12 protein-coding genes are annotated in these 19,468 nt (G+C 72.1%); 7 read left to right on the top strand and 5 right to left on the bottom strand.

What is annotated here, in order from left to right; translation table 11 throughout:
• Nucleotides 1-12: 12 nt before the first annotated feature.
• From polA to JG616_RS06925, 3 genes are all read left to right on the top strand, one after another.
• Nucleotides 13-2,778, top strand: coding sequence for a DNA polymerase I (gene polA / locus JG616_RS06935; RefSeq protein ID WP_199392119.1), 2,766 nt, complete (start codon nucleotides 13-15; stop codon nucleotides 2,776-2,778).
• Nucleotides 2,779-3,108: 330 nt separating this feature from the next.
• Complete coding sequence (gene glk, locus JG616_RS06930; RefSeq protein WP_199392118.1) at nucleotides 3,109-4,137, top strand: glucokinase; 1,029 nt, start codon at nucleotides 3,109-3,111, stop codon at nucleotides 4,135-4,137.
• Nucleotides 4,138-4,232: 95 nt separating this feature from the next.
• Entirely contained in the window at nucleotides 4,233-4,715 is a 483-nt protein-coding gene (locus tag JG616_RS06925) for a YetF domain-containing protein (protein WP_199362469.1), read from the top strand.
• A 10-nt stretch (nucleotides 4,716-4,725) separates the two neighbouring features.
• Here JG616_RS06925 and hemF read toward each other — a convergent pair whose 3' ends face one another.
• Nucleotides 4,726-5,667 (bottom strand): oxygen-dependent coproporphyrinogen oxidase, encoded by a 942-nt coding sequence (hemF, locus tag JG616_RS06920; RefSeq protein WP_199392117.1) that lies wholly within the window; start codon nucleotides 5,665-5,667, stop codon nucleotides 4,726-4,728.
• Nucleotides 5,668-5,758: 91 nt separating this feature from the next.
• A complete protein-coding gene (locus tag JG616_RS06915; protein ID WP_235973006.1) occupies nucleotides 5,759-8,149 on the bottom strand; it encodes a prolyl oligopeptidase family serine peptidase in 2,391 nt (796 codons plus the stop codon).
• 173 nt (nucleotides 8,150-8,322) lie between these two features.
• Between JG616_RS06915 and JG616_RS06910 the strand changes: the two genes are divergently transcribed.
• From JG616_RS06910 to JG616_RS06895, 4 genes are all read left to right on the top strand, one after another.
• Nucleotides 8,323-9,747, top strand: a complete 1,425-nt coding sequence (locus JG616_RS06910; RefSeq protein WP_199392116.1) for a cytochrome ubiquinol oxidase subunit I — start codon at nucleotides 8,323-8,325, stop codon at nucleotides 9,745-9,747.
• Nucleotides 9,747-10,760: a cytochrome d ubiquinol oxidase subunit II gene (cydB, locus tag JG616_RS06905; RefSeq protein WP_199362466.1), complete on the top strand. Its 1,014-nt coding sequence runs from the start codon at nucleotides 9,747-9,749 to the stop codon at nucleotides 10,758-10,760. Before JG616_RS06910 ends, cydB begins: the two co-directional genes overlap by 1 nt.
• A gap of 97 nt (nucleotides 10,761-10,857) precedes the next feature.
• A complete protein-coding gene (locus JG616_RS06900; protein ID WP_199362465.1) occupies nucleotides 10,858-11,130 on the top strand; it encodes a YcgL domain-containing protein in 273 nt (90 codons plus the stop codon).
• On the top strand, nucleotides 11,123-14,383 hold the full coding sequence (locus tag JG616_RS06895) for an ankyrin repeat domain-containing protein (RefSeq protein WP_199392115.1): 3,261 nt from the start codon (nucleotides 11,123-11,125) through the stop codon (nucleotides 14,381-14,383). Before JG616_RS06900 ends, JG616_RS06895 begins: the two co-directional genes overlap by 8 nt.
• A 27-nt stretch (nucleotides 14,384-14,410) precedes the next feature.
• On the opposite strand, the gene JG616_RS06890 is transcribed toward JG616_RS06895, so the two are convergent.
• The 3 genes from JG616_RS06890 to rho form a co-directional block, all read right to left on the bottom strand.
• Nucleotides 14,411-15,280, bottom strand: a complete 870-nt coding sequence (locus JG616_RS06890) for a hypothetical protein (protein ID WP_199362463.1) — start codon at nucleotides 15,278-15,280, stop codon at nucleotides 14,411-14,413.
• A 91-nt stretch (nucleotides 15,281-15,371) separates the two neighbouring features.
• Entirely contained in the window at nucleotides 15,372-17,405 is a 2,034-nt protein-coding gene (locus JG616_RS06885) for a PQQ-dependent sugar dehydrogenase (protein WP_199392114.1), read from the bottom strand.
• Between the two features lie 166 nt (nucleotides 17,406-17,571).
• The gene (gene rho / locus JG616_RS06880) at nucleotides 17,572-19,323 is read right to left on the bottom strand and encodes a transcription termination factor Rho (protein WP_199362461.1); all 1,752 of its coding nucleotides are present in this window, start codon (nucleotides 19,321-19,323) and stop codon (nucleotides 17,572-17,574) included.
• Between the last annotated feature and the right edge of the window lie 145 nt (nucleotides 19,324-19,468).

Genomic DNA, 19,468 nt, shown 5'->3' with positions numbered 1-19,468 from the left:
TAGAATCCGGGCATGAAACGCCTGGTCCTGATCGACGGTTCCTCCTACCTCTACCGCGCCTTCCACGCGCTGCCGCCGCTGACCAACGCCGAAGGCGAGCCGACCGGCGCGCTGTTCGGCGTGGTCAACATGCTGCGCGCGACGCTGAAGGAACAGCCGGAATACGTGGCCTTTGTGGTCGACGCGCCCGGTCGCACCTTCCGCGACGACCTGTATCCCGAATACAAAGCCAACCGCGCGCCCATGCCCGACGACCTGCGCGCGCAGGTGCAGCCGATGTGCGACGTGGTGGAAGCGCTCGGCATGCCGATCCTGCGCGTGCCCGGCGTCGAGGCCGACGACGTGATCGGCACGCTGGCGCTGGATGCGGCCGCCCAGGGCATCGACGTCACCATCTCCACCGGCGACAAGGACTTCGCCCAGCTGGTGCGGCCCGGCGTGTCGCTGGTCAACACGATGAGCGGCAGCCGCACCGATTCCGACGAGGCGGTGTTCGCGAAGTTCGGCGTGCGCCCCGACCAGATCGTCGACCTGCTGGCGCTGATGGGCGACAGCGTCGACAACATCATCGGCGTGGAGAAGTGCGGGCCCAAGACCGCCGCCAAGTGGCTCGCGGCGCATGACACGCTCGACGGCGTCATCGCCGCCGCACCGGAGATCAAGGGCAAGGTCGGCGACAACCTGCGCGCGTCGCTCGAGCGCCTGCCGCTGAACCGCACGCTGGCCACCATCCGCACCGACGTCGGGCTCGAGGCCGGGCCCACCGACCTCGCGCTGCACGAACCCGATGTCGACACGCTGCGCACCTTCTATGCGCGCTACGGCTTCGGCCAGGCGCTGAAGGAGCTCGACGGCGGCAGCGCCAACGGCGTGGTGCCGGCGAAGGCGACGATCGCGCGGCCCGGGACCGGCTTCGTCGCGCCGGCGGCGGCTCCGGACGCCGCTGCGCTGGACCCGGCGCTCGCGGTTGCCGGTCGCCACGAGACGATCTTCGACGCCACGGCGCTCGAGGCGTGGATCGCGCGCCTGCGCGAAGCGGGCGTCTTCGCGCTCGACACCGAGACCGATTCGCTCGATCCGCTGCGCGCCAACCTGGTGGGCCTGAGCGTGTGCGGCGAACCCGGCCACGCCGCCTATCTTCCGCTGGCGCACGACTATCCCGGCGCGCCCGCCCAGCTCGACCGCGCGCAGGCGCTGGAGCGGCTGCGGCCGCTGCTGGAGGACCCCGGCGTGCGCAAGGTCGGCCAGAACGGCAAGTACGACCTGCACGTGCTGCGCCGCCATGGCGTCCGCGTGGCCGGCTATGCCGACGACACCCTGCTGGAAAGCTTCGTGCTCGACTCCGGCCGTGCGCGCCACGACATGGACTCGCTGGCGCGGCGCGAGCTGGGCTACCAGACGCTTGCCTACACCGACGTCGCCGGCAAGGGCGCGAAGCAGATCCCGTTCTCCCAGGTGGCCATCGACGACGCCACGCGCTATGCGGCCGAGGACGCCGACGTCACCCTGCGCCTGCACCGCGTGCTTTCGGCGCGGCTGGAGTCCGAGCCGGGCCTGCAGCCGGTGTACCGCGACATCGAGATGCCGCTGGTCGACGTGCTGGCGCGGGTCGAGGCGCACGGCGTGCTGCTCGACGGCGACGAGCTGCGCCGGCAGGGCGCCGACCTCGGCCGGCGCATGCTCGAGCTGCAGCAGCGCGCGACCGCGCTGGCCGGCCGAAGCTTCAACCTGGATTCGCCCAAGCAGGTCTGCGCGCTGCTCTACGACGAACTCAGGCTGCCGACGCTGGTGAAGACGCCCAAGGGCCAGCCCTCGGCCAACGAGGAGGCGCTGGAGGCCATCGCCGAACTCCACGAGCTGCCAAGGGTGATCCTCGACTACCGCAGCATGGCCAAGCTGCGCGGCACCTACACCGACAAGCTGCCGGAGATGGTCAACCCGGAAACCGGCCGCCTGCACACCAGCTACCAGCAGGCCGGCGCCGCCACCGGGCGCCTGGCGTCGAGCGATCCCAACCTGCAGAACATTCCGATCCGCACCGAGGACGGGCGCCGCATCCGCACCGCCTTCATCGCGCCTCCCGGGCGGAAGATCGTGGCCTGCGACTACTCGCAGATCGAACTCCGGATCATGGCCCACCTGTCGCAGGACAACGGCCTGCTCACGGCCTTCGCCGGCGGCGCGGACATCCACCGCGCCACCGCCGCGGAAGTGTTCGGCCGCGGCATCGACGAGGTCACCGGCGACGAGCGGCGCGCGGCCAAGGCGATCAACTTCGGCCTGATGTACGGCATGGGCGCCTTCGGCCTGGCGCGCAACCTCGGCATCTCGCGCGGCGAGGCGCAGGACTACATCGCCCTGTACTTCTCGCGCTATCCCGGCGTGCGGGACTTCATGGAGCGCACCCGCGCCCAGGCGCGCGAACAGGGCTATGTCGAAACCGTCTTCGGCCGCCGCCTGTACCTGGAGTACATCAGCCGCGGCACCCAGGCCCAGCGCGCGGGCGCCGAGCGCGCCGCGATCAACGCGCCGATGCAGGGCACGGCGGCCGACATCATCAAGCGCGCCATGGTGTCGGTTGACGGCTGGCTGGCCGACCGCGCCGACCGCGCGCTGATGATCCTGCAGGTGCACGACGAACTGGTGTTCGAGTGCGATGCCGACTTCGTCGACACCCTGCTGGCGGGGGTGGTCGCGCGGATGACCGGGGCCGCCGATCTGAAGGTGCCGCTGGTGGTCGACAGCGGATTCGGTGACAACTGGGAGCAGGCCCACTGAGGCCTGCGCTGCCTGAACGGGGCGGACTGATGCGGGCCGCACGTCCGCTGCAGACAGGCGCGGCTGGCGGGTGGTAAATGGCGGCTGAATCCAACAAAAACTTAACGCTGATCTTCACGAACCATCCATGTGCGCGATGGTCATATAGCCCGTGACAGATGCAAGGTCTGTCGCAGATCACTCCCTCCCCTGGAGATGATCGACCCCGGAACGACGGCTTCTCCCCGAGCCCCGTTCTCCAGCCCCGCCGGCCCCCCCTGCCTGCGGGGCTTTTTATTGCCCGCAGGTTTCTTGCGGGCGCCCCGGCGGCGGATGCGGCAGGATCAGCGCATGGACCCCAACCTGACCCAAGACAGCCCTTCCGGGGCACCGCAGCGACCCGCCGGCGCGGAACTCGCCCTGGTCGCCGACATCGGCGGCACGAACGCGCGCTTCGCGCTGTGCGATCCCGGTGCGGCCACGCCCGGCCTGCTGGAGCCCCGCTCGCTGCCGACGGCCGGCTTCGCCAGCCTGCAGCACGCCGCCGAGCACTACCTCGCCGGCGTCGCGGCGCGGCCGCGGCGCGCCGCGATCGCGCTCGCCTGCCCGGTGGGCGGCGACGAGATGCGCCTCACCAACCGCGCCTGGTCGTTCAACCGCCACGAGTTGCGCGAGGCGCTGGGCCTGGACGAACTGCGCCTGGTCAACGACTTCGGCGCGATCGCGCGCGCGGTGCCTGCGCTGGCCGAAGGCGAACGCGTCGTCCTGCATGGCCAGGACCACGCGCTGGAGCGCGGCCCGGTCAGCGTGATCGGACCGGGCACGGGCTTCGGCGTCGGCCTGCTGGTGGGCAGCGCGGAGCAGGGCTGGGAGGTGGTCGAAACCGAGGGCGGGCATGTCAGCTTCGCGCCGCTGGGCGACGAGGAGCGCGCGCTGGCCGACTGGGCGACCGCGCGCCACGGGCGCGCCTCCTGGGAGCGCCTGCTGTCCGGCAGCGGCCTTTCGGCCATCGACGCCGTGCTGCGCGCACCGCGTGCCTCTCCGGACGGGGCCATGCGCGACCCGGCGGAGGTCGTGGCCGCCGCGCTCGACGGCCACGACCTCGTGGCCCGCCGCGCCCTGGCGCGCTTCTGCGCGATCCTCGGCAGCGTCGCCGGCGACGTCGCGCTGGTGCACGGCGCCCGCGCGGTGGTGATCGCAGGGGGCATCGTGCCGCGCTTCCTGCCCTTCCTGCGCGCGAGCGCCTTCCGCGAGCGTTTCCTCGCCAAGGGCCGCTTCGCGACCTACCTGGAGCCGGTGTCGGTCCAGGTCGCGACGCATCCCAATCCCGGGCTGCTCGGCGCGGCCCTGGCGCTGGGGAGCGGCCGCGCCGGGGCCTGAGCCACGGGATCACCGGGTCACCGGGTCACCCGTCGAAGGCGAACCCTTCACGGCGACGCTGGCCAGATGGCGCCGACCCCCGAGCCGAGTGCGCCATGTCCGGACTGTTCGACCTTGCAATGCCGTGGTGGGAGTTCGTCCTCCGCGCGGTCGCCGTGTACGTCATCCTGCTGGTGATGCTGCGCCTGTCGGGCAAGCGCACCGTCGGCCAGTTCACCCCGTTCGACCTGATGGTGATCGTGCTGCTGGGCACGGCGGTGCAGAACTCGCTGATCGGCGAGGACTATTCGCTCCTCGGCGGGCTGATCCTGGCGGCGACGCTGATCGGCTGCAACTGGCTGGTGGGCTTCGCGACCGCGCGCAGCGACCGCCTCGACAAGCTGGTCGAAGGCAGCCCGGTGCTGCTGGCGCGCGACGGCGAGCTGTTCACGCCGGTGATGCGTGCGCAGAACCTGAGCAGGCTCGACGTCGACGAGGCGCTGCGCGACAACGGCCTGTCCGACATCTCGGGCGCCGCGCTGGTCACGCTCGAGGTCGACGGCACCATCACCGTGGTGCCCAGGGATGCGAAGTCCTGAGGGACGGGCGCTACCGGGAGGCGCCGAGCTCGCGCAGCCAGTCGCGCGGCCGCAGGTAGTCGGCCAGGCGTGATTCCGGGCTGCCCGGTTCGGGCTGGAAGCCGTATTCCCAGCGCGCGAGAGGCGGCAGGCTCATCAGGATCGATTCGCTGCGGCCGCCGGACTGCAGGCCGAAATGCGTGCCGCGGTCCCAGACCAGGTTGAACTCGACGTAGCGGCCGCGGCGGTAGAGCTGGAACTCGCGCTCGCGCTCGCCGTAGGCCATCGCCTTGCGGCGCTCGACGATCGGCAGCCAGGCCTCGAGGAAGCCATCGCCGACCGCGCGCATGTAGGCGAAGTCGCGTTCGAAGTCGTCGGCCAGGTCGTCGAAGAACAGCCCGCCGACGCCACGGGTCTCGCCGCGGTGCTTGAGGACGAAGTAGTCGTCGCACCAGGCCTTGTGCGCCTCGTAGCGCGATGCGCCGCCGAAGGGCTCGCACAGCGCGCGGGCGGTGCGGTGCCAGTGCAGCACGTCGGCGTCGAAGGGATAGAAGGGCGTGAGGTCGAAGCCGCCGCCGAACCAGGAGGCCACGGTCTCGCCGTCGCGCTCGGCGCGGAAATGGCGGACGTTGGCGTGGGTGGTCGGCAGGTAGGGGTTGCGCGGGTGGAACACCAGCGACACGCCCACCGCGCGCCACGAGGCGCCGGCAAGTTCCGGCCGGCTGGCGGTGGCCGAGGGCGGCAGGCGCGTGCCGGAGACGTCGGAGAAGCCGATGCCGGCCTGCTCGAAGACCGCGCCGTCGCGCAGGATCCGGGTGCGCCCGCCGCCGGAGAGTCCGCCGTCGGCGCGTTCGTCGGGGCGCGTCCACGCATCCTCGTGGAAGCGCGCCGCGCCGTCGGCGGCCTCCATGGCTTGGCAGATGCGGTCCTGGAGGCCGGTCAGGTAGCCGCGGACGGTGTCGAAATCGTTCATGCCGTCATTGTAAGGCGGGCGGGAACCGCCCTCCGCCCTGGCGGACCCAGCGAACCCCTGCAGGAGCGGCTGCAGCCGCTCCTGCAGGGGGTTATGGCGCTTTCAGGGTGCGCTCGAAGAGCTCGTGGATGCGCCGGTACTGGTCGTACCAGGAATCCGCGTGCACGTAGCCGTGGCGCTCCAGCGGATAGCTCGCCAGCTCCCACTTGTCCTTGCGCAGCTCGATCAGGCGCTGCGCCAGCATCACCGAGTCCTTGTAGAACACGTTGTCGTCGATCATGCCGTGGGCGATCAGCAGGTGGTCCTGCAGGCCCTCGGCGTACTCCATCGGCGAGGACTTCGCGTAGGCCTCGGGATCGAGCTCGGGCGTGTTGAGGATGTTGGCGGTGTAGCCGTGGTTGTACTGCGACCAGTCGGTCACCGGGCGCAGCGCGGCGCCGGCCTTGAAGGTCCCGGGTTCGCGGAACAGGCCCATGAAGGTCAGGAAGCCGCCGTAGCTGCCGCCGTAGATGCCGACGCGGTCGCGATCGCCCTGGCGGTTCGCCACGATCCAGTCGATGCCATCGAGGTAGTCCTCGAGCTCCGGATGGCCCATCTGCCGGTAGATCGCGGTGCGCCAGTCGCGGCCGTAGCCTTCGGAGGCGCGGAAATCCAGGTCCAGGACGATGTAGCCCTGCTGCACGAGCATGTTGTGGAACATCTGCTCGCGGAAGTAGTTGGGGTAGCGATCGCTGACGTTCTGCAGATAGCCGGCGCCGTGCACGAACAGCACGACCGGATACTTGCGGCCCGGCTCCATGGTCTTCGGACCGTAGTACTTGCCCCAGACCGTGCCCGCGCCGTGCTTCGACGGCACCTGCACGGTTTCCGGCTGCAGCCAGTCGTAGGCCTTGAACGCCGCGCTGCGGGTGTCGGTGAGCTGGCGCGCGGCGCCGCCATTGGCGGGCACCACCGACAGCTGCGGCGGCACGTAGCTCGACGAATGCCGCACCAGCAGCTGGCGGCCGTCGGGCGAGGCCACGAAATCCTCGACGCCGTCCAGCGCGGTCAGCTCACGCACCGCGCCGTCATCGGCACCGACGTGGCAGACCTCGTAGTCGCCGGGGCGTGCGCGGTTGCACAGGAACAGGAAGCCCTGCCCATCCGCGGTCGGCACCGGCTGCGAGGCTTCCCAGCGGCCCGACGTCAGCGCGCGCGCGCGGCCGCCGCTGGACAGGTACAGCTGCGACCAGCCGGACTCCTCCGACAGGAACCACAGCGTGCGGCCATCGGGCATCCAGCCGAATTCGTTGAAGCCCCAGTTGATCCAGGCCTCGTCGGTGAGGCGGTGCACCGGCTGCAGCGCGGCCCGCGACAGGTCGACGGTGGCCAGCCAGCGGTCCTTGTTGTCGACCGAGTGCAGCATGAGCGCCAGCGCGCGGCCGTCGTCGCTCCAGCGCGCACCGCCCGAGACGTCGCCGCCCCAGCCTTCGATGCGCACCGCGCGGTTGCCCTTCAGGGCGTCCTTGCCCGCGGCCTTGCGCAGCGCGGCCAGCGGGTCGGCGGTGATGCCGGGAAGGGCGTCGGTCTTCAGCTCGCGCACCTGGCCGTCGGCGATCGAGACCAGCCAGAGCGCCTGCGGCGCCGGATCGTTCCGGCCGACGCGGGTGCGCACGTCCTCGAACTCCTCGTAGCCGGATTCGGTGACGTACTTCGGCATCTTGCCGGCCTGGCCGGCCTCGGCGCCCTTGGCCTGGGTGACGGCCAGCAGCCAGCGGCCGTCGGGCGACATCGCGCTGCCCTGGATCTCGACGTCCTTGCCCAGGTAGGCGGGCGCCGGCGCGCGCGTCGGATCCTCGCTGCGCCAGGCCTCGCCCTGGGTGCGCAGCTCCTCGCGGCGCTCGCGCTCGACGCGCAGGGTCTCGATGTAGCGCAGTTGGCGCTCGCGCAGCGCATCCGGCTTCGGCGCGGTGCCCGGCGCGTCCTCGGCCTTCAGGCTCGCGGCCTGGCCGGCGCCGGTGCTGGCGGTCCAGCGGAACCAGTCGTTGCCGCTGCGCCAGCTCAGCGATCCGTCGCGGCCCCACTGCAGCTGGGATTCGCCGGCCTCGGTGCGGGTGAGCTGGGTGAGCGTGCCACCGCGCAGGTCACGCACGAAGACGTCGCCGCTGCGCAGGAAGGCCATGCGCGAGCGGGTGGCATCGAACACCGGGTTGGCCGCGTCGAGGTCGGCGCGCGCGGCGCCCTCGACCAGGCGCGCGCTGCCGCCGGTGACCGGCTGCGCATAGGTGTCGCGGACGTTGCTGCCGCTGCGCTTGGCCATGTAGTAGGCGGTGCCGCCGTCCCAGGACCACCACATCCGCTCCACCGGCGGACCGATCCAGTCCGGGTCGGCCATCACCTGGTGCAGGTCGAGCACCTGGGCCGGCTGGGCGGTGGCGGGGAGCGCGGGCACCGCGAGCATCAGCGGAAGCAGGACGAGCGAAGCGGCGGAACGTTGGCGCATGGTGCAGGGACCCCCGGACATGGACGCGCCAGCGTATCAGCCGCGGTCGCGGCGGCTCTGGGCCGGTGGTCATGGCCGAGACGCGCGGAAGCGTTCACGCCGCATGAACCGCAGCGCGCGCGCGCCGGCGCAGAATGGGGCCCGCCCTGCCCCCGAAGGTCGCGGAGAAACGCGTGGACGTCCTGTTGCTGTCGAGGATCCAGTTCGGCTTCGTCATCACCTTCCACATCCTGTTTCCGGCCTTCACCATCGGTCTCGCGCACTGGCTCGCCTTCCTCGAGTGGCGCTGGCTGCGCACGCGCGACGCGATGTGGCGCGACCTGTACTTCTTCTGGCTGCGGATCTTCGCCATCAGCTTCGGCATGGGCGTGGTCAGCGGCATCGTCATGAGCTTCCAGTTCGGCACCAACTGGGCGGTGCTCAGCGAACGTGCCGGCCCGATCCTGGGCCCGCTGCTGTCCTACGAGGTGCTGACCGCGTTCTTCCTCGAGGCCAGCTTCCTCGGCGTCATGCTGTTCGGCTGGAACCGGGTCTCGCCGAAGCTGCACTTCTTCTCGACCTCCATGGTCGCGCTGGGCACGCTGCTCTCGACCTTCTGGATCCTGGCCGCCAACAGCTGGATGCAGACGCCGCAGGGCCACGAGCTGGTCGACGGCGTGTTCGTCCCGGTGGACTGGTTCGCGGTGATCTTCAACCCGTCGTTCCCCTACCGGCTGGCGCACATGGTGCTGGCCGCGTTCATCACCACCTGCTTCGTGATCGGCGGCGTCAGCGCGTGGTACCTGCGGCGCGGCGTGCACGAGGAGGAGGGCCGCCGGATGCTGAAGCTCGCGGTGGCCTTCGCGGCGATCGCGCTGCCGCTCCAGGTGCTGGTCGGCGACCTGCACGGGCTCAACGTCGGCGAGCACCAGCCGACCAAGCTGGCGGCGATGGAGGGGCACTGGGAGGCCGGCGAACCCGGCGCCGGCGTGCCCCTGGTCCTGTTCGCGCTCCCGGACGAGGCGAACGAGACCAACCGCTACGAGCTGGCCATCCCGCGCCTGGGCAGCCTGATCCTCACCCACAGCTGGGACGGCGAGATCGAGCCGCTGACCGCGGTACCGGCCAGCGAGCGGCCGCCGGTCGCGCCGGTGTTCTGGGGCTTCCGGATCATGGTCGGCCTCGGCATGGCGATGCTGGTGCTGGCGCTGGCCTCCGCCTGGGCCTGGTGGCGCGGATGGCTGTTCGGATCGCGCTGGCTGCTCGATGGCTGGCGGCTGCTGAGCCCGGCCGGCTTCATCGCCCTGCTGGCCGGCTGGTACGTGGTCGAGATCGGTCGCCAGCCCTGGGTGGTCTACGGGCTGCTGCGCACCAGCGATGCGGTCAGCCCGAACATCACCGCCGCCGCGGTGGCGACCTCGCTGGCGACCTACGCGGTGGCCTATGCGGTCATCTTCGGCGCCGGCATCCGCTACCTGCTGGGACTGGTACGCAAGGGGCCGCAGCCGTTCGAGGAACCGCCGCGCACCGAAGGCGGCGAGAAGACGCCGGCGCGCCCGCTGTCGGTCGGCGAGCGCGAACATGCGAGCACGGCGCCGACCCGTACGGAGGATCGCTGATGGAGACCGCGACCTGGCTGCCGGTGGCCTGGTACTTCGTGATCGGCTTCGGCGTGATGATGTATGTGCTGCTGGACGGCTTCGTGCTCGGCCTGGGCGTGCTCGCGCCGTTCGCCGAGGACGGCGGCCAGCTCGACCACATGATGAACACCGCCGCGCCGATCTGGGACGGCAACGAGACCTGGCTGGTGCTCGGCGGCACGGGCCTCCTGGCCGCGTTCCCCAAGGCCTACGCGATCCTGCTGTCGGCGCTGTACCTGCCGGTGCTGGTGATGCTGGTCGCGCTGATCTTCCGCGGCGTCGCCTTCGAGTTCCGCTTCAAGGCGCAGCGCGGCAAGCGCTTCTGGGGCGGCGCGTTCGCGGCCGGCTCGACGGTGGCGGCCTTCGCCCAGGGCGTGATCCTCGGCGCACTGGTCGAGGGCATGCCGCTGGAGGAGGGCAAGTACCTCGGCGGCGCGCTGGACTGGTTCAGCCCGTTCTCGATGCTGACCGGCGTGGCGGTGGTGTTCGGCTATGCGCTGCTCGGAGCAGGCTGGCTGATCCTGAAGACCGAAGGGCGGCTGCAGCAGGTGGCGCGCACGCTGACCCGGCCGCTGGTGCTGGTGGTGGTGGCGTTCATGGGACTGGTCAGCGCCTGGCTGCCGTTCCTGGATTCCCAGGTCATGGCGCGCTGGTTCGAGGGCAACAACTTCTGGTGGCTGGCGCCGGTGCCCCTGCTGGCCCTGGTCAACGCGCTCTGGCTGTGGCGCGCGGCGATGCGCGAGGGGCGCGACGCCAGTCCGTTCCTGCTGACGCTGAGCTTCTTCGTGCTCGGCTTCGCGGGCCTCGTGGTCGGCATGTGGCCGAACATCATCCCGCCGTCGCTGAGCATCTGGGAGGCGTCGTCGCCGCCGTCCTCGCAGGGTTTCACCCTGGTCGGGCTGGCGATCCTGCTGCCGATCATCCTCGGCTATACCGCCTGGTCGTACTCGGTGTTCCGCGGCAAGATCCAGGCCGACGCCGGCTACCACTGAGCCGGCGTCCACTCTGCGCGCCGCCGCCGCCGGGCGCCGCGGCGCGCTTGCTTTATGCTTCCCTCTGCACGCGTGCGCCCGCGCGCTGGAGCCGCAGATGCAAGCCTTCGTCTACAAGAGCCTTCGCAAGGCTGATACCTACGTCTATCTCGCCGGCCTCGACGGTTTCGACCGCATCCCCGATGCGGTCCGCGAACAGCTGGGCGAGCTGCGCTTCGTACTCGATGTCGCCCTGGTGCCCGGGCGGCGGCTGGCGCGCGAGGACGTCGACACCGTGCGCGCCAACCTGGCCGCGCGCGGCTTCCACCTGCAGATGCCGCCCCGCGCGGACGTCGATCCGCTGACCGAGGACTGGGGCACCGATGCCTGAGCGCGCCACTTCGAAGGCCTGGCTGGCGCTCGCGGCCGGCGTCCTGCTCGCCCTGCTGGCCGGTGTTCCCGAGGCCGCGCTGGCCGCCGCGGCCGCCTGCCTGGCCCAGCCTGCGCTGGCGCTGGGCCTGCGCGGCACGCTCCCCACCGGCGCCGCGCTGCGCCGCGACCTGGTCGCGCTGCTGCTGCTGTGGGCGCTGGCCATGGCCGCGTCGGCGCTGCTGGTGGGCTGGCCGCTATCGGCGCTGCTGGCCAGCGGAGGTGCTTCGCTGGGGGCGGCGTTCGCGCTCAGCGCGACCGCGGGCCTGGGCGTGATCGCGCTCTGGCGGCTGTGGCCGCTGTGGCAGCGCGTGGAAGGCGAGGGCGGGCAGACGCTCGCCGGACAGTGGCGTTCGCTGGACGAGGTCGACGGATCCAGCTGGCGCGGCCTGGGCGCGGCGCTTGCGATCGCCGCGATCCTCGCGTTGGCCCTGCTGCTGGCGTGGCCGGGGCTGGTCACCGGCGGCGCGCGCTGGATCCTGGCGGCGCTGGCCGGACTGGCCTGGCCACTGCTGCACCGGGTGCTGCTGCGCGCCCCGCTGGCCGGCGCGGCGCTGGACGTGGTCGAGATGCCCGAGCCCGCGCAGTCGATACAGGTCGACGATGCCGATCCGGGCGATGCGACCGAAGCCCTGTACACCGCCGCGCGCAGCGGCAAGGTCGAGCGCGCCCTGGACCTGCTCGAACAGGATGCCGATCCACACGCGCTGCCCGGCGCGGACAGCCGCGACCAGCGTTCGCTCGCGGTGCTGGCCGCGGTGCTGCCCGACCTGCGCCTGCTGCGCGCCCTGATCGGCCGCGGCGTCGACCTCAACATTGCCCACGCCGGACTGACGCCGCTGCTGGCCGCCACGCGCGACAGCTGGCACGGCCGCCCCGAGGCGGTGATGACCCTGCTCGCCAACGGCGCCGACCCGCGTGCCGCCGACCGCGACGGCAACACGCCGCTGCACCATGCCGCGCGCAGCTCGGATCCCGGCGTGGCCGCGCTGCTGCGCGACGCCGCGGCCGAACTCGACGCGCGCAACGCCGAGGGCGTGACGCCGCTCGGCATCGCCTGCGGCAGCGGCAACTGGCGGCTGGCGCGCTTCCTGCTCGAACGCGGCGCGCGCACCGAGCCCGAAGACGGCTCCCCGCCACTGCTGGCGGCTGCCGGCGGTGATGACGACGACGCCGCCGGCGTCGCGCTGCTGCTCCGGCACAAGGCCCGCGTCGACGCCCGCGATGCGCGTGGACGCAGCGCGCTGCACGAGGCCGCGCTGGCCGGACACGTGGAGATCATCGGCGCCCTGCTCGATGCCAGGGCCGATCCGGACGCCCGCGACTCGGCGGGACGCACGGCGCTGCTCGATGCCGCCTGTGGCGGGCACGCGGCGGCGCTAGACCGCCTCGCCGCCCACGCCGATGCCCAGGCGGTCGACGGCGACGGCCGCAACGCCCTGCACCTGGCCTCCCTCTGTGGTTCGGGCGGTGCGGCGCTCGCGACCCGGCTGCTGGAGCTTGGCGTCGACGCCGGACAGCCGGACGCATCCGGAAAGCGGGCTGTCGACCATGCCGCCGCCGCGGGTCGCTGGGCGGTGGTCGCGGTGCTCGACCCCGAACATCCGCTGCCAACCAGCGTGCTGGGCGGCGACAGCGATGGCCCGGTCGACCGCGCGCCCCTCGACGTGCTGCGCGAGCAGCTTGCCGATGGCCGCCACGAGGGACTGGAGCCGCTGGTCCAGCTGGTGTCCCCGGCCGAGCTGGGAGGCCTGCTGCTGGCCGGCGACACGCCGCCGACGCCGGCGCACATCGAGTGGCTGCTGCTCAACGGCGCGGATCCGGATGCGCGTGCCGAGGGCGCGGACACCGCGCTGCTGCAGCTGCTCGGTCGCGGCACCGCGGCCCTGCCGGCCGTCCAGGCCCTGCTTCGCGGCGGGGCCTCGCCGGCGGGTGCCGGCGGCCTGGCGCGCTTCCTCGAAGCCTGCGTGCGCGAGGACCAGGCGTCACGCGGGCTGGAGCAGTTCGCACTCGAGCTGGTCGATCGTGGCGCCGACGTCTTCGCCCCGTCGCCGGGCGGCGAACCCGCCGCCGCGCTCTCGGTGCGCCTGGGCTGGATGCGCCTGCTCGAGCGCCTGGTCGCCGACGGCGTCGACCTCGACCGCCGCGATGGCCGCGGCATGACGGCCCTGCACCTGGCCGCTGCGCTGGGTCGCGAAGCGGCGCTGCGCCTGCTGGTCAAGGGCGGTGCCTCGCCGGCGGTGCGCGCCGCGGACGGCCAGACGCCACTGGGCGTGGCGCTGTCCGCCGGCCGCCGCGACCTCGCGGACTGGCTCGACTGGAATGGCTGGGCGCTGCCGGGGCGGCCGCTGCGCGAGGGCGACCTCCCGGCCGCGGCGATGGCCGGGGACGCCGCCGCGGTGCGCCGCCTGCTCGACTTCGGCTTCGCCGTCGATGCCGTCGATGACAAGGGCTGCACCGGCCTGCTGCGCGCGGCCGGTGGCGGCCATGCCGACGTGCTGGAGCTGCTGCTCGAGCGCGGCGCCGATCCGCAGCGCGCCGCGCATACCGGCGCCACCCCGCTGTCGGCCGCGGTCAGCATGCGCCACGGCGCCATCGTCGAGCGCCTGCTGCGCGCCCGGGTCGCGCTCGAACACCGCCTTCCGGGCGACGTGACCGTGCTGATGATCGCCGCCGCACTGGGCATGCCCGACATCTGCGCGCGCCTGCTCACCGCCGGCGCCAACATCCAGGCCGCCGACGCCCAGGGCCTGACGCCGCTGCACTGCGCGTCGCTCTACGGCTTCACCGCGCGCGACCGCCCACGCCTGCTCGCGTTGTTCGACACCCTGCTGCTGGCCGGCGCCGAGGCCGACGCCGAGGCCGCGGGCGGCGTCACGCCGCTGCTGCTGCTGCTGGGCGCGCGCGCCGAGCCGGGGACCGCCTGCGACGAGGACGTGGTGCTGGCCGCGGTGGATCGCCTGCTCGACGAGGACACCCGGCTCGACGCCCAGGACCCGCGCGGCTTCGGTCCCCTGCACCTGACCGCGCTGCACGGCCTGCTGCGCCTGGCGCGCCACCTGCTGCGCGCCGGCTGCGATCCGGGCCTGCGCGACGCGCTCAACCGCACGCCGCGCGAGGTCGCGGTGATGCGCGGCTTCGTCGACGTCGCCGCCGAGTTCGCGCCGGCGCAGGGCGGGGTGTCGATGGCGCGGTTCCTGCGCGACCGGGGCTGAGCCCGGGCCGCGCGGGAGCGGCCCGGCTCAGCTGCCGGGTTCGAGCGCCGAGCTCAGGCGCAGACCCGAGCCGTCGAGCATCGGCCGGCCAGGGATGCCAGCCATCCGGGCCTCGCCCGCGTCGTCGCCCGCGCGCGCCCACGGGGCCAGCCTGCGTTCGCCGGGGACGCGTGAGGTCCACTGGCCGTAGGTCATGGCCGTGCCGTCGTTCACCACGAACTGCACCGGCACGCGCAGCACGTAGTCCGGCTTTCCGGCATGCGGACCGGTCGCGGGGATGTGGTACGTCCACTCGCGCGCGGCCTCCAGGGTGGCGTCGGCGAGACGCTTGCGGACCTGTTCCGCCTGCCTCGGCCTGGCCAGCACGGTGAGGTCCACCTGTTCCACATGGGTGTCCACCACGCGGCCCGAGGCGTCGATCCGCAGCAGCACGTAGACGATGCCGCTGCCGCCGGCGCGCAGCAGGTCCACGGGGTAGCGGGGCGGCTGCATGCGGTCCGACCGCAGGCGTGCCTCCACCGGCAGGTCCTCTTCGATCGAGACGCCGAGGATGGAGATCGTGTAGTTCCGGTCATCGATCCGGCGCGCGACCAGGCGCAGGGAGAACGGCGACGACGAGGCCACCGGCACGCCGTCCACCGTCGCCGGATGCACGGTCCAGTTCGGCACGTGGCGCATGACGTGCCGGAGCGCGAGCGGATCCACCTGGTCCGGGTCCTGGATCGAGAAGCCGGCGATCCTGCCGTCGGCGGCCACGTCGATGCGGCCCTTGACCAGCATTGACGCTTCCAGCTCCTTCATCAGCCCTGCGCGCGTCTGCGCGGCGGCCGGTGCGGCCAGGGCAAGCAGCAGCACCATCAGTCCGCCGGCCAGCCGGCGGGTCCAGTTGCGTTCCATGCGATCTCTCCCGGGGTTCCCGGCGCGAGCTTGCCACAGCCGCGGCGGCCGGCGCTGTGCGCGGCGCCGCGGCTTGTTGCATCGGCCGGCCTCAATCCGCCGGCGACACCACCCAGGCCTGGCTGTCGATGCCGGCGCAGGTCGAGGCCTGCACCCTGCGCCGCATGGTGCGCGAGTGGTCCGTGCACAGCCCGCCCACGCGGAGCTCGCCGGCGGGCGTCGCCGCGAAGCGCTGGCTGGTGGTGCCGCTGCAGGCCTGCAGCTGCAGCGCCGCGCCGTGGGTCGTTCCCGCGGCCGTGGCGCAGCGGTCGGACGCCGGGTTGTACAGCGATCCGTCGCCACGCAGCACCCAGCGCTGGCCGCCGCCACCGACGCAGGGCCACGTCAGCAGGGCCGTGCCCGCGGCCGTCGACGGCGCGTGCAGGCACTGCTGGCTGGTCAGCGTCGAGATCCGCGACTCCCCCGTGTCCCCGGTGCCGACGATGCGGTAGAGCGTGCCGGTGAGGCTGGCCAGGTAGAGCTCGCCGTTCGCGTCCTCGCCGAAGGCCACTGGCTGGCTGATCGCGCCTGCCGGGATCGGGGTCTCCACCCTGGGCTGGCCGTCGGCGAAGGTGATCGTGCGCACCGCGGTGTTGCAGTAGTCGGTGAAGAAGTAGCGCCCGGCCAGCGACGGATGCGAGGAGCCGCGGTAGACGCGGCCGCCGGTGATCGAGCAGCTCCCGGCCGAGTGGCTGGTCGTGACCAGCGGCTCGAAGTAGCTGCCGCTGCAGCCGGAGGTGTTGTAGGGCTGGTCGCCCTCGTAGCAGCGCCAGCCGAAGTTCAGGCCGCCGCTGGTGCCCGCCTGGATGAAGTTGATCTCCTCGTAGGCGTTCTGGCCGACGTCGGCGATCCAGAGATCGCCCAGCAGGGCGTCGAAGGCGATGCGCCAGGGGTTGCGCAGGCCGAGCGCGAAGATCTCGTCGCAGCCGGCCCCGCCGGCGCCGTCGCCGTAGGCGTTGCCGGCCGGGATGCCGTAGCGGTTGCCGCCCACCAGGCTGCAGTCCGGCGCGCCGCCGCCGTCGACGTCGATGCGCAGCAGCTTGCCCAGCAGGCGGTTGGGATTCTGCGCGTTGTTCTGCGGGTCGCCGCCGCTGCCGCCATCGCCCGAGGCGATGTACAGGTAGCCGTCGGGGCCGAACTGGATGTCGCCGCCGTTGTGGTTGCTGTAGGGCTGCTCGAACTCCATCAGCACCAGCTCCGACGCCGGGTCGGCCACGTTGGGGTCAGCGCCCACCTTGAAGCGCGAGATGCGCGTGCGGTCGAGCCCGCTGCCGGGCGGGTCCCAGGTGTAATTGACGTAGAAGTAGCCGTTCTTGGCGTACCGCGGATGGAAGGCGAGGCCGAGCAGGCCCTGCTCGTTGCCCGAGTCGTCCACGCGTTCGCGGATGTCGAGGAAGGGCACCGGTCGCAGCGTGGCCTGGTCGATGATCCGGATCCGCCCGGGCTGTTCGGCCACGAACAGGCGCGCGTCGCCGGCATGGGTGATGGCCACCGGCTGCGAGAGGCCGGTGGCGAAGGGTTCAAGCACCGCTTCGGAGGGCGGCGGCGCCGGCGGCTCGGGCGGGGACCCGCTGCCGTTGCGCACCGTGATCGCGAGCTGTCCGGTGCCGATGCCGTCGCCGAGCAGGTTGAGCTGGCCGTTGCTCGAATTGCCGGCCGCGTACAGGGTGACCGGTCCGTTCCAGGCCGGTGCGCGCCAGCGGAAGCTGAAGCTCACCGCGCCGCCCGAGAATGCCTTCGGCTGCCTGTGCGAGATCTCGCCGCCAATGACGTGCACGTCCTTGCCCGAGGCCTGGAAGGTGCCGGCGGCGCCGGAGGCCGAGACGCCCAGGCCCGCGGTCGCGCCGGGTCCGCCGGTCAGGGTCACCGTGAAGTCGGCCACGGTGTTGGCGTCGAGGACCTGCGGTCCGCTGATGGTCACCGTTGGCGTGGCCGGTCCCGGCGCGTGGCAGGCGGCACAGGTCGCGCCGTTCTGGGTGCGCGGGTTGCCGGAGAAGCCGTTGCGCCCGTAGAGGCTGGCGTCGGCGCAGCCAAAGGCCAGCAGGGTGGCGAGTGCGAACAGCGGGCGGTACGGGGTCAGGCGCATGCGGGATCCCCAAGGCGTTGGTCGGGCCGAAGGGAGCGAGTATTGCCCATGCGGCGTCGCACCGTTTGCTGCAGGGCGGCATGGCGGGCCACCCGCCGCTTCGTGGCCCGCGGAAATGGAAAGGCCCCGCGGTGCGGGGCCTTTCCGTGTTGCGGTGCGACCGGACTCAGCGCTTCATCGAAGAGAAGAACTCGTCGTTGGACTTGGTGGTCTTCATCTTGTCGAGCAGGAACTCCATCGCCGCGATCTCGTCCATCGGATGCAGCAGCTTGCGCAGGATCCAGATCTTCTGCAGCAGCTCCGGCTCGATGAGGTAGTCCTCGCGGCGCGTGCCCGACTGGTTGACGTTGATCGCCGGGTAGACGCGCTTCTCGGTGATCCGGCGGTCCAGGTGCACTTCCGAGTTGCCGGTGCCCTTGAACTCCTCGTAGATCACCTTGTCCATCGCGCTGCCGGTGTCGACCAGCGCGGTGGCGATGATGGTCAGCGAACCGCCTTCCTCGACGTTGCGCGCGGCGCCGAAGAAGCGCTTCGGCCGGTGCATCGCATTGGCGTCGACGCCACCGGTCAGCACCTTGCCGGAGCTCGGCACCACGTTGTTGTACGCACGCGCCAGGCGGGTGATCGAGTCGAGCAGGATCACCACGTCCTTCTTGTGCTCGACCAGGCGCTTGGCGCGCTCGATCACCATCTCGGCGACCTGCACGTGGCGTGCGGCCGGCTCGTCGAAGGTCGAGCTGATCACTTCGCCGCGCACGCTGCGCTGCATCTCGGTCACTTCCTCGGGCCGCTCGTCGATGAGCAGCACGATCATGTGCACGTCGGGATGGTTGTAGGTGATGGCGCTGGCGATCTGCTGCATCATCATCGTCTTGCCGGCCTTGGGCGGCGAGACGATCAGGGCGCGCTGGCCCTTGCCCTGCGGGGCCATGAGATCGAGGATGCGGCCGGCGATGTCCTCGCTGGAACCGTCGCCGCGCTCGAGCTTGAACTTCCGGCGCGGGAACAGCGGCGTCAGGTTCTCGAACAGCACCTTGTTCTTCGACGCTTCCAGCGGCTCGCCGTTGATCGTGTCGACCACGTTGAGCGCGAAGTAGCGCTCGCCGTCCTTCGGCCAGCGGATGCGGCCACTCAGGTGGTCGCCGGTGCGCAGGTTGAAGCGGCGGATCTGCGAGGGCGAGATGTAGGTGTCGTCCGGGCCGGCGAGATAGCTCGCCTCGGCCGCGCGCAGGAAGCCGAAGCCGTCAGGCAGGATTTCCAGCACGCCGTCGGCGACGACGCCCTCGCCGTGGCGGGTCAGCACCTTCAGCAGGGCGAAGATCACGTCCTGCTTGCGGGCGCGGGCCACGCCTTCGTGGATGTTCAGCTGGTCGGCGATGTCGAGCAGCTTCTGCGCCGGCATCCGCTTGAGGTCCGACAGCGAATACTGCGGGAAGCCCTCGGGGATGTTCGGCGGCGGCAGGCGGTTGGCCTGGTCGTTGTTTTCGGTGGGCAGGCCGTCGTCACGCGGACGGTCGCCGCGCTGCTGCTGGCGGTCCCGGCGGTTGCGGAACCGCTCGCGGCGGTTGCCCTGGCCCTGCTGCTGGTGCTGGCCGCCGCCGGACTGCTGGCGCTGGCCGTTGTCCTGGCCACCCTGGTGGTCGCCATGGTCGCCGCCATCGTCGTGGCCGCCGGAGCCGGAGTGCCGGGGTGCGGCGTCGGCGGACGGCCTGGGAGCCGTGGCTTCGGGGGCGGGAGCGCGGGGCGTCTCGACCGGAAGTTCGGCCTGGACCGGCTTGGGGGCGGGCCGGGGCGCAGGTGCGTCGGCCGCGGCCGTCGGGGCGGGCGCGTCGGAACCCGCGTCGGCGGTCTTGGGGGCGCGCGGCTTGCGCACGCGCTTCACGGCGGTATCGCCGGAATCGGAAGGATTGTCTGACAAGTGCGGAACCTCGCTTGCTGCGAGCGCCCTGTGCGGGCGGCATGCGAATGGACTGGTGGGGTGTTGCAGAAGGTGCGGCGCGCAAGCTGCGCGCCGGGGTGTCGCTGAAACTAGCACCCCCGGCGGCCGGCGGCAAGCGCCGGGC

The organism is Luteimonas sp. MC1895 (genome assembly GCF_016457215.1).
Taxonomy (GTDB): domain Bacteria; phylum Pseudomonadota; class Gammaproteobacteria; order Xanthomonadales; family Xanthomonadaceae; genus Luteimonas.
The sequence above is the reverse complement of the archived record's forward strand: the minus strand, read 5'-3'. Positions and strand labels throughout refer to the sequence as shown.